This is a genomic window from Enterococcus saccharolyticus subsp. saccharolyticus (assembly GCF_029023825.1).
GTDB lineage: Bacteria > Bacillota > Bacilli > Lactobacillales > Enterococcaceae > Enterococcus_F > Enterococcus_F saccharolyticus.
Genome location: NZ_CP118957.1, coordinates 2,011,334 through 2,024,393 on the forward strand (window position 1 = coordinate 2,011,334; position 13,060 = coordinate 2,024,393).

The window sequence follows — 13,060 nt, forward strand, 5'->3', positions numbered from 1 at the left end:
AAAAAACAAGAGACTTCGTGAAAAGCCTCTTGTGGTTATTTTATAAGAAATCAGCAAATTCATCCGCTTGTTGATCAGATTCAGGTGTAATTTCGTCCATCTTCAAACCAGCCAAAGCACGTTCCATCATCCCTTCGATATCCAAACGTTCTTCATAATGATGAACTTTATCTAAGCGCGGACGCGTTTTTGGTTGTGGTGGTGCAAAAATTGTACAACAGTCTTCAAATGGTTGAATCGCTAATTCAAACGTATCAATTTGTTGAGCGACTTCAATAATTTCTAATTTATCCATCGTTGCTACTGGGCGAATAATTGGTGTGTTCGATACTTCATTAATAGCAACCATACTTTGTAACGTTTGAGAAGCCACTTGTCCCAGTGATTCCCCATTTAAAATGATTAGGCCTTTACGCAACTCACGAATCGCATCGGTCAAACGCAACATCATTCGACGAGTGATTGTCATCCAATACCCTTGTGGCACACATCGCTTAATTTCTTCTTGAATTTCTGTAAATGGCACTTCGATAAATTGAATACTACCGACGTAAGGTGCTAATTTAGCGGTTAAATCTTTGGCTTTTTGTAACGCTTGTTCACTAGTATATGGTGGACTAGCAAAGTGAACGGCTTCGATTTCTACCCCACGCTTCATCGCAAAATAGCCCGCAACTGGCGAATCGATTCCACCAGATAGCATTAACATCCCTTTTCCACCGGTTCCAACGGGTAGACCGCCAGCTCCTTGAATCGTTTCATGTGATAAATACGCACCGTCACGACGAATTTCAACACGTAAATTAATATCAGGTTGTTTCATTTGTGCTTTAATATCTGGAAAAATATCAATTATTGCATTTCCTAATGTCAAATTCAATTCGCCACTTGTTTGTACAAAATCATGGTCACTACGTTTGGCAGTAATTTTGAATGTCTCTTTGCCAGTATACACTTCACGCATCATTTCTTGTGCCATTGCTTTAATGATTTCTACATCTTTTTCAACACGAATACTTGGTGAAAAATTTTGAATCCCAAATACTTTTTGTAATTTCGGAATGATAATATCACTATCTTCTCCATTCAAAATCAAGTGCATGCGGTCGCGATACGCATGGACACGCACATGGGGAAAGTCAATCAATGCTTTTTTTACATTTGATGCCAAGCGTGTGATAAAGACATTTCGATTTTTTCCTTTAGTTGAAAGTTCGCCATAACGAACCATAATTTCTGTATATTTCACGTCAAAACTCCTTAATTAATTTTCGAAAATTTTTGATACAGTTGATGAAAGACAATTAAAAATTGTTCTACTTCCGCCATCGTGTTACTTTCGTCTAAGCTAACACGAATCGCTGAAGTTGCTAATGAACTAGGAACATTCATTGCATGTAAAGTACTTGAAGCCATCTGTTTTTTACTTGAACAAGCACTAGTTGTTGAGGTATAAATCTGTTTTTCTTCTAAGGCATGCACTAACACTTCGCCACGAATATCTTTTAATGCAAAACACACAATATGCGGGGCAAACTCTTCTTCTTTAGAGAAGAGGGTCACTTTATCATATGAATGTAGTGCTTCTAACAAATAATTTTTTAAACGTGCCACATGCGTTGGTTTTTCCGCCTTTTTCTCAAATGCTAAACGCAACGCTCGTGCCATCGCCACAATTGCTGGCACATTTTCCGTGCCACTGCGGTGATTGCTTTCTTGTCCACCACCGTTCATTAACGGTGCTAGTTTCCGTCCAGCGCGCCAAAAAATAAACCCAACACCACGTGGGCCATGAAATTTATGCGCAGAAAAAGTCGCAAAATCCACGCGTGGTGTGAGCCACTGACTTTGCTCTACTTTGGTAATTGCTTGGACAGCATCAACATGAAAATGAATCTTAGGATGTTTTTCTAAAACAGCACTGATTTCTTGAATTGGTTGAATGGAACCAATTTCGTTATTCACCGCCATCACCGATACTAAAATTGTTTCTTTACGGATTAACTTTTCTAAAGCTGTCACATCTACAAAGCCTTCGTGAGTGACCGGCGCAACACTGACATCAAACCCTAATTCTTGTAATTGTGCGGCTGTTTCACTGACTGCAGGATGTTCAATACTTGAAATAATCAGATGATTGCCAAACGCTTTTTTTTCAATCGCTGTTCCTTTTAAAATCCAGTTATCCCCTTCTGTGCCTCCACTAGTAAAAAAGATTTCTTTGGGTGACACAGCTAATTGGTCCGCAATTTGTTTGCGTGCTTGTTGTAACAGACGGTTGGCTTGGTTCCCTAAGTCATGGAGACTTGACGGATTGCCGATAATTCGCTGACTTGTTTTTAAATATGTATCCAGTGCTTGAGGAAAAATCGGAGTTGTTGCACTATTATCAAAATAAATCATGTTCAATATGATCCTCTCTATTTGAAATTCCTTCCTATTATAACGGCTACTATCTTTGCTTTCAAGTTGGAAAGTTTAGAAACGAAAAACAGCATCTGATTTTCATCAAATGCTGTTTTTGATTAAACTAAATCTCGATGGTTGAAATAAAAGTCTTCGATACGTTTGAAAGCACCTGGTTCAACACGCTCTAAAGCTGTGCCGATTTCATCCAAGGCATCTTGGTAACGGTATTCGTTCGTAAATAATTCTAACGTACGATCGATAGACGCTTTTACTTCAGGATGTGAATGACGGTAACGATTTGCGTATTGCATCATTTGTTCCGTTAATGCTGCGGCATCGACTAAGTCATGCGTGCGTTGATCAAGCAATTCTAAGTCCTCTTCACAGATAGCAACCAATTTGTTGACTTCTTCCATATCCACACGAATTTTGTTCAACGCTTTTGATAATTCTTCAATACGATCCGTTGCCATGAAGAAGAATTCTAAGTATTCTCCTGGTAACCCTGGCAAGCGTTGTTTTTCAACAAAACGTTTTAAATTGCGCAATTTGAATTCGAAGGTATCAATTTTATCTTGTGCAATTTTCTCGCCTTTACGTAATTCACGAAGAGCATCATCAATTTCAACTTGTTGACCTTCAACGTCATCTAAGATCTTAAACGCGTCTTTGTAGAAGTGTTGTAGTTCTGAATAAGGAATCTCGTTTTTGTCCAATTCTGGCGCAATATTTTCGTTGCGTCGAGCAATTTCCTCGATTTCTGTTTGGAAACCACGAACGCGACCTAATTCATTATGGTTTAGCGCATAGCTTTGAGAAGTATGATCTAATTCGATCAACAATTGACGATTGTTGCGTGTCGCATGTTCGATATATTCTGTCAGAACTTTGGCGTTCTTCATCACATATCTTCTTGCTTCAATCTCACGTTCTAATACATCGTATAGTCCGTCGATTTCTTCTGCTGTTGTACGATTGGCAACTTCAACAGCTTCTACTTCAACTTTGGCTAAATCTTCTAATGAATTTTCCACTCTTCTCGCTACACGTTGGATGTCTGCTTGGAAGTTTTCTTCTGGGAAAACGTAGTGGTCGTTAATCATTTTCTTGTAGCTGTCTTCAATTTCCTTCAATTGAGAAGGGAATGTTTTATCCAACTCTTCAAAAACGACTGGTACGCGATTCATTAAATCTTCTACTTCATACGTGTGTTTTTCAGCATCCGCTAGTACTTTGCGGGCCTCAACAGGATCTCCTGACGTATTTAATGTCACAAATTGCGTGAACTCATTTTCGATGCTTTTGATTTGTTTTTGAATTTCTGGGTAAGCAGGTCCAAATCCTTCGCCGTTCTCACGAAGTTTTTGTTTTAATTCTTCATACACATCTAAGGCTTTTTGAACTTGTAAAGAGTTTCGTTCTTCACTCTCACGTAGTTCTTTCAAACCATCGCGGATGCGTTTGACTTCCTGCTCCATGATGTTCATGGTTGCTTCTGCTTCTGACACGGCCGCTTGCGCTTTAAAAAATCGGAAGGTTTCGTTTAAGTTCTCTACTTCAAAGATTTGACCCTCTAATTCTGAGAATGAACGTGTTGAAATATCCGCCCATTTTTGGTTCCAATCTCTAAAAGTATTTTGACTTTGGCCGACTAAATGCATTTTTTTGATTTCATCAATTTCTTCAATAATCGGTAAATCGAACAAGGACTCTTTACGTTTTTCTAACTGATCGAGCTTTTCTTGATTCTTTTTCCGCATGTAGAAACCGACTCCATACAAACCTGCTGCGACAACGATGATGGCAATGACGATTCCAATGATTAAATTACTTCCCATTTAAGGTTCCTCCAATTTCCCAAGTTCCACTTTTGCCAATTCGTGATGACTCACAAAATTTATAAACTATATTAAGAACCACCCATTTTCTTTTGCCAAAAGACATCTAAGTTGAATTATAGCATAAAGACAAACAGCAATCACTAAGAACTCTTAAAAAAATCACAACTTTTTTTTAAGAACAAAAAAGCTTGATTTCTTTTCTTTGAAACTGTAATCTATATAAAACATGAATTTAGGAGTAATGCCATGAAAGTAGCAAAATTTGGGGGAAGTTCCCTCGCATCATCTGAACAATTAAAAAAGGTTATTAATATCATTAAAGCAGATTCTGGACGTCGGTTTATCGTCGTTTCAGCACCGGGTAAACGTTATTCGGAAGACATTAAAGTCACTGACTTGTTGGTTGAGTTATATCAAAAACGTCTTGCAGACGAAAATACAGATGCAGTTATTCAAGCCATTTTTGAACGTTATCAAGAAATTGGTACTGCTTTTGATATTAATGAAGAAACATTAAAACAAATCCGCAAAGATTTAGAAAGTTTAGTGGATATGCCTGTTGAAAACAATCCACATTTTTACGATACAGTCTTAGCCAGTGGTGAAGACAATAACGCCAAATTAATTGCCGGCATTTTACGTGCAGAAGGGTTAGCTGCACGTTACGTCAATCCCAAAGAATTAGGTATGATTGTGTCTGATGAACCGCAAAATGCCCGCATTTTGACAAAATCTTACACAGCAATCTACCAATGGCGTAATAGCGAAGAAATTCTGGTTATCCCTGGTTTCTTTGGTTATACAGAACATGGAGATGTTTGTACCTTCTCTCGTGGAGGTTCTGATGTTTCAGGGGCAATTGTTGCCGCTGGGTTAAAAGTTGATTTATATGAAAACTTTACTGATGTTGATGGTATTTTTGCCGCACATCCAGGATACATCCATCAACCAGAATCAATCACACAATTAACGTATCGCGAAATGCGCGAATTGGCGTATGCTGGTTTTAGCGTTTTCCATGAAGAAGCTTTAATGCCTTCTTATCGTGCGAAAATTCCGGTCGTGATTAAAAATACCAATAATCCTGCCCATCCTGGAACATTGATTACCAATGAACGGTCTGATTTAGATAATCCGGTTGTCGGGATTGCAAGCGATGAAGGATTTAGCATGATTTATATCAGTAAATACTTAATGAACCGTGAAGTTGGTTTCACATTACGTGTCTTACAAATCTTCAAAGAATTTGGCTTAAATTATGAACACATGCCTTCAGGAATCGATGACATTTCGATTATCTTACGTGCCAATCAATTAAATTCTCAATTGGAAGAAGAATTGCTACGTAAAATTGCTTATGAAATCGATCCAGATGAACTACGCATTACCCATGATTTATCAATGGTCGTCGTCGTTGGTGAAGGAATGAAACATCGTGTCGGAACAATGGCTGAAAGTGCCGCTGCCCTAGCTAGAAAGAAAATTAGTATCGACATGATTAACCAAGGTTCTTCTGAAGTAAGCATTATGTTCGGCATTCATAAAGATCGCGAGCAAGATGCAATTCGTACGTTGTATTACACATTCTTTGAATAAACAAAAAATCAGCGCCTGCTTATTGAGGGCGCTGATTTTCTTTTTGTGCTAATTGTCGGTTTATTTCGGCTTTAATTTTGGCTTCGGGCGCATAGTCCGCTTCCCAATGCTCAGGTTTCAAGACTTTATTCGTCACTGGATCATAATGAGGCTGCCCATCTGGAAAGAGTTTTCCCATGTTCGCTTGATGCACAATCTCCATGATTGGTTCTGGATCAACACCTAATAGAGAAAAAGAACCATACGTAAAATATAAAACATCAATTAATGCATCCACTTGATCAACTAAAGGCTCCACTTGTTTGTCTTTTTTTAAGACTTTTGCTTTCGCCTGATCGACAGCTTGATGCAAACCATCTACTAATGTCGCAAATGTTTGTGGATGATTGTCACTTGCTGCATATAAAAATTCAACCAACTCTTCTGCTTTGAATCCCGCACGATGTAAAGCATCTTCTGTACTAAAAGCAGTCGGTACGTCTGGTTGTCTAGCATCAAATGTACGATGAAATTCTTCTGTCATTTCAAATGGTTTCATATTGTCCTCCTAAATCAACTGAAAATGGCGTAACGCTTTTTCAATCCCATCTTCGTTATTACTTGCGGTCACAAAATCAGCCGCTTGCTTGGTTTCTTCCATCCCATTTCCCATGGAAACACCGATTCCGACACCTTTAATCATTTCAATATCATTCCAATGATCGCCAAATACCATCGCTTCTGATAAGTCAATTCCTTTATGTGCTAAGAAAAATTGGATACCACGTAGTTTCGAACCACCTTTGGGCACAATATCCACCGTATACGGATTGGAACGTTGTAAATCACAATGAGGAAAGGCCTGTTGAAATTTTTCGGCTTCATATTCTCCGCTCAACATCACACATTGATAAATCGGTTCGCTCAAAATAGCTAAGTTGGAATAGCGATTCGAGCGACGATTCGGACTATAACGCTGTAACGCTAATTTCATTCCGCGAATGGGAAACCAACGCGGAACAAAACGAATCATCCGCCGAACAAAACCCGACTGACCGATACGCATTGTCAAACTGCCTTCCATATGGTGACGACCACCAAGCATCATTTGACGCGAATTTTTATTGGCATAAAGAATAATCTCATTCAATACCGCTTTTTCAAACGGACGAGCATAAATCGTTTGTTCTTTTGTATAAACCAGTTGACCATTATACGTTACAAACATATCTAAATTCAGGTCACGAACGATTCGTTCCACGCTTTCTGGTCCACGTCCTGTCGAAATCCCACAAAGAATTCCTTTTTTTTGCGCTTGCGCAATGGCGCGCTTGGTACTAGCTAAAATTTTTCCATTCGTAGAAATTAAGGTACCATCAATATCAAAAAATATCGCTTTAATCATCTATTCACCTACCTATTCTTAAAATAATTCTAATTGGCTAGGATTTAATTCTTCATAATCTAAGCCTAAGCGACGTTTAAATTGGGTCGCATTTTCTGCTGCATCGCCACCAGCATTGTTGTTAAATATTACAGCAATTTCTTTGGTTTTACTCTTTGCGGACTCCACCGCTCGTTGTAATTCAGTCAATTCTTCTTCGTTGTACCGATAATTGGTTCGCACTTTTTGCGCGTCTGGCCCCGTTGCTGTCCAGCCCATATCATTGCGTCCATGGAAACGGAAAAAGGTAAAGTCTTCATTAGTCACATAGGCATCTAATGGCACAGTGGTTGACAATTTTTTCGGCTCATCCACAACGACCAATGAGAAACGGTGGTTTTTCATAAAATTACGCGTCCCTTCAAGGTACTTTTCTTCGTACCAACTGCGATCGCGAAATTCAATAGCGAGAGGAATATCTTGAAATAATTGACGCAAGATGCGCAAATAATCGACATTTTCTCTCGTACATTTAAACGTAGCTGGAAATTGTGCCAATAAACAAAATAACCGTCCAGATTCAATCATTGGTGCCATATTGTTTTTTAATTGTTCTGCTAATTCTGTCAACGTTTGTCCTTCTTCTAATTCTTGATGCTTCGTAAATACTTTTTGGACTTTAACAATAAAACGAAATTGTTCTGGCACTTGTTTCAACCAAGTTTCAATATTGGCACGTGATGGAATAAAGTAAAACCCCGTATCCATTTCAACTAAAGGAAAATATCCTGCATATTCATAAAGTGTCGTTTCTTTTTTACCAGTTAAATATGTATGTTCTTTAAAACTAGTACAACCGATGCGAATCATCGTCTCACCTACTTTTTGAGAGTTAAAATAATTATAAAGAGTATTCGTGTATTTCGCAAGATTCGGCGCTTTTCTTCGATGATTTTAATTTCTTTTTTTTGGGGTTTGCGATACACTGATTTTGCATGTCAGAAAAGCGAGGTTTTTAGATGAAAAAAATACTTGTTCTCCATACAGGTGGCACGATTGCCATGAAAGAAGATGCTGTGACAGGTGGTGTCAGTCCAGATGTAGCCAATCCTTTAATGGACGCAACGATTAGCATTCCAACTGATGTCAAATTAGTAGTTGAAGATATCTTCAATCTTCCTAGTCCGCATATCACGCCACGTCATATGCTAAAAATAAAAGAACGCATCCAATTTGCAAAATCAGCAGGTATCGATAGTATTGTGATTACACATGGTACTGATACCTTAGAAGAAACGGCCTTCTTTTTAGACACAACAATTGGCAACCAACTCCCCATTGTCATCACAGGGGCGATGCGCTCAAGCAATGAACTTGGGAGCGATGGACTGTATAATTTTGAAAGTGCCATTCGTGTTGCTGCATGTCCAGAAGCGCAAGATAAAGGTGTTTTAGTCGTGATGAATGATGAAATCCACTCAGCTCGTTACGTCACTAAAACCCATACAACCAATGTTGCCACTTTCCGTACGCCAACTTTAGGTCCTATCGGCTTAGTTAGCAAGCATCGAATTTTATTTATGCAACAGCTTGTGGAGACCCCTCATTGGGACGTGTCTACTGTCGATGGATTAATCCCGATTGTGAAAGCATATGCGGGCATGCATGGCGATTTATTTGAAGCATTGGTTCAAACAGAAATTGATGGTTTGGTCATTGAAGCGCTCGGTGCGGGAAATTTACCACCAGAAACATTGGCTCCCCTCCAAAAAATGCTAGACAAACAAATCCCGGTGGTTTTAGTGTCTCGTTGTTTTAACGGTATTGCTGAGCCAGTTTATGACTATCAAGGTGGCGGTAGCGAGTTACAAAAGATGGGGGTTATCTTTTGTAACAGTATTAATAGTCAAAAAGCACGCATCAAATTACTAATTGCGAAAAATTGTCCGCTTTCGCCAGAAGAGCTCAGCTATTTCATGGAAAACTAAAAATAACCGATAGAGAGTGAATGAACACTTTCTCTATCGGTTATTTTGCTATTCTTAAAGCGAATCACTGCTTCTTTTTACTTTTTCTCTTGCCATTCAATGAGGGCTTCACAATAAGTCTGTTCGCCAATCCGAATTTCATGGCGTGTTTGCAATGTTTCTGCTTGAATTATTTCATAATGACTGTCGATTTCATTGCCATATTCGACTTCTTTATCAAAACGAATATTCATATATGCGGGTACATGCTTGGTTAGAAAATCATACCCTAATACATCCATCATCCAGTTAAAATAAATGGAATTATTGACATGTTGATTGCCATCAATATCATAGAAACGGACACGGAACGGAAGACTCGTTCCATTTTTGACTTTTTCAATTTTAGGATACCGTTTAATTTTGGTAATTTTCTCACTTTCATAAGGTGCAATAATTTCATTTGGCACGCTACTCATTTTTCTAGTTTCTACATTCATTAATGCAAAAATGGTTTCAATGCGCACCAATTCTTCCCCGGCTTGCGTGGTTATCCAGAAATGACGGTAACAAAAATATTTATTGTATTCTTGTGCTTGTGTTGTCACGTAAACAGTTTCGCCTGCTTTGGGCAATCGCTGCATAAATAATTGATAATTGGTGACAATCCAAGTTAAACCAAATTGTTGGACGAAATCGGCCCCTCTGTTTAATTGATTGCTTTGTTCTTCTGACACTTGAATGGCGACTGCAATCATTGTCGCTAGTTTCATTGTACCATTCACATCGCATTCATATGCTGTCACTTCATGCGGTGTCGTATATTTTGTTGCCAAATAAATTCCCCCTTGATCTATCTCAAGTATAACAAAAAAAAAAGAAGAGCACACGCACTCTTCTTTTATTCGTTTCCGCTAATTACAGCGCTCGGATCGTTTAATACCTCACGATTTAATTCATTAATTCGAGAACTTGTCACGACACCAGCGACCATACTATCACTTACATTCACTAGCGTACGTGCCATGTCAATTAATGGTTCCACAGAGATTACCAAACCAACAATGGCAACTGGTAAGTTCATTGAACCTAACACGATTAATGAGGCAAATGTTGCACCACCACCAACACCAGCAACGCCAAATGAGCTAATAGTCACAATAGCAATTAACATAACAATAAATTGCCAGTCGAAAATATTAATACCAACAGTTGGCGCCACCATTGTCGCAAGCATTGCCGGGTAAACACCCGCACAACCATTTTGCCCAATCGAAATCCCAAAACTTCCCGCAAAATTGGCAGTTGCATCATCGACACCTAATGCACGACGTTGTGTTTCAATATTCATTGGCAAAGTACCGGCACTTGAACGCGAAGTAAACGCAAAACTCAAGGCAGGAAAGGCTTTTTTAAAGTAGGTTAGTGGATTCACTTTCACACCTGCTAAAATCAATGCATGCACAACTAACACTAAAATTAACGCTGCATACGAAGCAATAATAAATACCCCTAAGTTGACGATTGCTTTAAAATCACTTGTTGCTAAAACATTAGTCATCAATGCAAAAACCCCATATGGTGTTAAGCGTAGCACTAATGTCACGATACGCATCACAATTTTATATAAGCTTTCCATCAAGTTAAAGAAAAATTCGGCTTCTTTTGGTGCTTTGCGTTTAATTCCAAGATACGCCACTCCGACAAAAGCAGAGAAAATAACTACACCAATCGTACTTGTAGCACGTGTTCCTGCTAAGTCTGCGAAGACATTACGAGGAATGAACGATAAAATTTGTTGAGGAATCGATAAATTTTGAACCTCAGCTTGACGTTGCGTAATTTCTGCAATACGTGCTGTTTCGGCAGCACCTTCTGTGAATGTCGCTCCATCTAATTGGAAAACCATGACCATCACGATTCCAATTAAAGCCGAAATAGCTGTTGTTCCTAATAACGTTGCTAATACCGTAAAGCTAATTTTACCAATCTTGCCGCTTTCTTTCATGCGTGTAAACGCACTAACAATTGAAACAAAAACTAATGGCATAATTAACATTTGTAATAAAGCAACATATCCATTACCAACTAATTTAATCCAATCCAATGATTGTGTGACTACTGGGCTTTCCGTTCCCCAGATTAATTGTAACGCACCACCAAAAATAATTCCGGCAAATAAACCAGTGAATACTCGAGTTGAGAATTTAACATATTTCTTTTGCATTCGATAAAAAACATACAAAATAGCAGCAAAAATAAGAATAATTAATACTGTGAGCAGATTTGTCATTTGTGTTCCTCCTTTGTTTTTTCACGCGAAAATGACAAGTCCGTCAACGGAAGTAAAGGTTCCTAGTGACCATTCTCCAACAGTTCACTCTAATGAAAATACGTGTGAAAGAATCATTAGTGACGTTATTATTATATCGAAGCAAGAAACGATTGTCTAATACATGAACTTGTATTCATATCTTTTCTAGGTTTCAGCGAAAATAAATCCTTCTACACAAAAAACAGCCGTTCACACGACTGCTTTTCGTTTATGCTAAAGCACCCATTGGATCCCATGGTGCCAAAACTGTTGGTTCAGCTTCAAAAGCGGCTAACTGTTCAGCAGTTAAGAACTCTTTACGTACCACAATTTGATACGTATATTCATCCATCCACGCATCGCTTGCAACAAAGAAGCCTTTATCACCGACTTTCTCACCCCAACTGTTTTCGACTTTCCATTTAGTTGATTGACCATCAACTAAATCAACTCCGGTTAAAACCATTGCATGGGTCATTAAGCTTTCCCCATAGTCTAATCTTTCAGCTTTGGTCATATCAAAATTGATATCAAATAAATCATTGACATCATACGCATCCAAAGACATAATCCCGGTATCACGTGTTGATGATTGCCCCACATCACAACCAAACCACACAGATTCCCCTTGCTCTAATTGGGCGATAGCCAATTTTTTAAAGGTATCCATAGCAACATTTAAGTATTTCACTTCTTTACCACCAACTACATTTCCTAACATTTCAACTGTATACGACTGATTGTAGGGTTTATCTGCTGTTGGCGCATTGATGATGCTGACATAGTCATCTAAATCAACACCGATATATTTATCGTAGAAGGTTTGTGGTGTTAAACCACGCTCTAAATGATACGCTTGTTCTTCATCACGATATTCAAAATCAAAGGTTTCCGGAGGCGTACCAAGAGAAATCGCTAAGAAATTATACACTTCTTGTAACAATTCCGCTTTAACCGTTTGAATTTCTGCGGGTGTTTTTCCTTCTGCCACCAAGCGACGCAAAACAGTCGCATCTTTGCGTAGTTTTTTATTTAAATAGGTGTTTAATTCACGTGAATTAGACGAATTACTGCTTTCTGGCATAGCTGTTTTGGGTACAACGCCATATTTTTGGAAAATGGAAACAATCATATCCCATTGCCCACCGTCTTGTTGAGGTGTTTGCAATAGAAACGCCACTTTACGACTCGTTAATTCTTGATTCGCTGTTGCTAAAATATTTTCATAAAAATAATTGGCTTTCTCATATTTATCCCAGAAAAACGTATAATTTTGAGATAATTCAAAGTCTTTCAACTGAAATTGATTCAACATTTTATGACGAAACGTATTTAATGCCGCAAACATCCAGCAACGACCAGATTGTTTTTGATTGGCAACTTTCCCAGTTTTCACATCAACAGAAAATACAGGCACATTATTCACTTGTGCACTGACGTTTTCAGCAGACGCACGAATTCCATTTTTGACTACCCCACGTTGTAAGGCATTTTGTTTATTATTGTCTTTGAAGTCTGACGCAAATTTTTGCGTCAATTCTTTCGTAATTTCAGACATAGTAACATCTCC

The 13,060-nt window shown here is 38.4% G+C and carries 11 protein-coding genes; 2 read left to right on the plus strand and 9 right to left on the minus strand.

What is annotated here, in order from left to right:
- Positions 1–40 precede the first annotated feature (40 nt).
- From thiI to PYW32_RS10345, 3 genes are all read right to left on the minus strand, one after another.
- Complete coding sequence (gene thiI / locus PYW32_RS10335) at positions 41–1,249, minus strand: tRNA uracil 4-sulfurtransferase ThiI (protein ID WP_016174370.1); 1,209 nt, start codon at positions 1,247–1,249, stop codon at positions 41–43.
- 11 nt (positions 1,250–1,260) lie between these two features.
- On the minus strand, positions 1,261–2,403 hold the full coding sequence (locus PYW32_RS10340) for a cysteine desulfurase family protein (RefSeq protein WP_016174369.1): 1,143 nt from the start codon (positions 2,401–2,403) through the stop codon (positions 1,261–1,263).
- Positions 2,404–2,525: 122 nt separating this feature from the next.
- Entirely contained in the window at positions 2,526–4,247 is a 1,722-nt protein-coding gene (locus PYW32_RS10345) for a septation ring formation regulator EzrA (RefSeq protein ID WP_016174368.1), read from the minus strand.
- A gap of 249 nt (positions 4,248–4,496) precedes the next feature.
- Here PYW32_RS10345 and PYW32_RS10350 point away from each other — a divergent pair, with 249 nt between their 5' ends.
- Entirely contained in the window at positions 4,497–5,846 is a 1,350-nt protein-coding gene (locus PYW32_RS10350; protein ID WP_016174367.1) for an aspartate kinase, read from the plus strand.
- A 19-nt stretch (positions 5,847–5,865) separates the two neighbouring features.
- On the opposite strand, the gene PYW32_RS10355 is transcribed toward PYW32_RS10350, so the two are convergent.
- From PYW32_RS10355 to PYW32_RS10365, 3 genes are read right to left on the minus strand one after another with little or no spacing between them, the layout of a single operon-like run.
- Positions 5,866–6,384 (minus strand): pyrophosphohydrolase domain-containing protein, encoded by a 519-nt coding sequence (locus PYW32_RS10355; RefSeq protein ID WP_016174366.1) that lies wholly within the window; start codon positions 6,382–6,384, stop codon positions 5,866–5,868.
- A gap of 9 nt (positions 6,385–6,393) precedes the next feature.
- Positions 6,394–7,230, minus strand: coding sequence for an HAD-IIB family hydrolase (locus PYW32_RS10360; RefSeq protein WP_016174365.1), 837 nt, complete (start codon positions 7,228–7,230; stop codon positions 6,394–6,396).
- 18 nt (positions 7,231–7,248) lie between these two features.
- Entirely contained in the window at positions 7,249–8,079 is an 831-nt protein-coding gene (locus PYW32_RS10365) for a DUF72 domain-containing protein (RefSeq protein ID WP_016174364.1), read from the minus strand.
- Between the two features lie 149 nt (positions 8,080–8,228).
- On the opposite strand from PYW32_RS10365, the gene PYW32_RS10370 reads away from it, so the two are divergent.
- On the plus strand, positions 8,229–9,197 hold the full coding sequence (locus tag PYW32_RS10370) for an asparaginase (RefSeq protein ID WP_016174363.1): 969 nt from the start codon (positions 8,229–8,231) through the stop codon (positions 9,195–9,197).
- 77 nt (positions 9,198–9,274) lie between these two features.
- Here PYW32_RS10370 and PYW32_RS10375 read toward each other — a convergent pair whose 3' ends face one another.
- The 3 genes from PYW32_RS10375 to PYW32_RS10385 form a co-directional block, all read right to left on the minus strand.
- Positions 9,275–10,012, minus strand: a complete 738-nt coding sequence (locus tag PYW32_RS10375) for an acyl-ACP thioesterase domain-containing protein (RefSeq protein ID WP_016174362.1) — start codon at positions 10,010–10,012, stop codon at positions 9,275–9,277.
- Positions 10,013–10,077: 65 nt separating this feature from the next.
- Positions 10,078–11,469 (minus strand): L-cystine transporter, encoded by a 1,392-nt coding sequence (locus PYW32_RS10380; protein ID WP_016174361.1) that lies wholly within the window; start codon positions 11,467–11,469, stop codon positions 10,078–10,080.
- Between the two features lie 250 nt (positions 11,470–11,719).
- The gene (locus tag PYW32_RS10385) at positions 11,720–13,048 is read right to left on the minus strand and encodes a C1 family peptidase (protein WP_016174360.1); all 1,329 of its coding nucleotides are present in this window, start codon (positions 13,046–13,048) and stop codon (positions 11,720–11,722) included.
- Between the last annotated feature and the right edge of the window lie 12 nt (positions 13,049–13,060).

Bases quoted from the DNA above. Each gene is read 5' to 3' on its own strand.
- PYW32_RS10340 (WP_016174369.1), bottom strand. From the start codon at position 2,403: ATGATTTATTTTGATAATAGTGCAACAACTCCGATTTTTCCTCAAGCA.
- PYW32_RS10345 (WP_016174368.1), bottom strand. From the start codon at position 4,247: ATGGGAAGTAATTTAATCATTGGAATCGTCATTGCCATCATCGTTGTC.
- PYW32_RS10350 (WP_016174367.1), top strand. From the start codon at position 4,497: ATGAAAGTAGCAAAATTTGGGGGAAGTTCCCTCGCATCATCTGAACAA.
- PYW32_RS10355 (WP_016174366.1), bottom strand. From the start codon at position 6,384: ATGAAACCATTTGAAATGACAGAAGAATTTCATCGTACATTTGATGCT.
- PYW32_RS10360 (WP_016174365.1), bottom strand. From the start codon at position 7,230: ATGATTAAAGCGATATTTTTTGATATTGATGGTACCTTAATTTCTACG.
- PYW32_RS10365 (WP_016174364.1), bottom strand. From the start codon at position 8,079: ATGATTCGCATCGGTTGTACTAGTTTTAAAGAACATACATATTTAACT.
- PYW32_RS10370 (WP_016174363.1), top strand. From the start codon at position 8,229: ATGAAAAAAATACTTGTTCTCCATACAGGTGGCACGATTGCCATGAAA.
- PYW32_RS10380 (WP_016174361.1), bottom strand. From the start codon at position 11,469: ATGACAAATCTGCTCACAGTATTAATTATTCTTATTTTTGCTGCTATT.
- PYW32_RS10385 (WP_016174360.1), bottom strand. From the start codon at position 13,048: ATGTCTGAAATTACGAAAGAATTGACGCAAAAATTTGCGTCAGACTTC.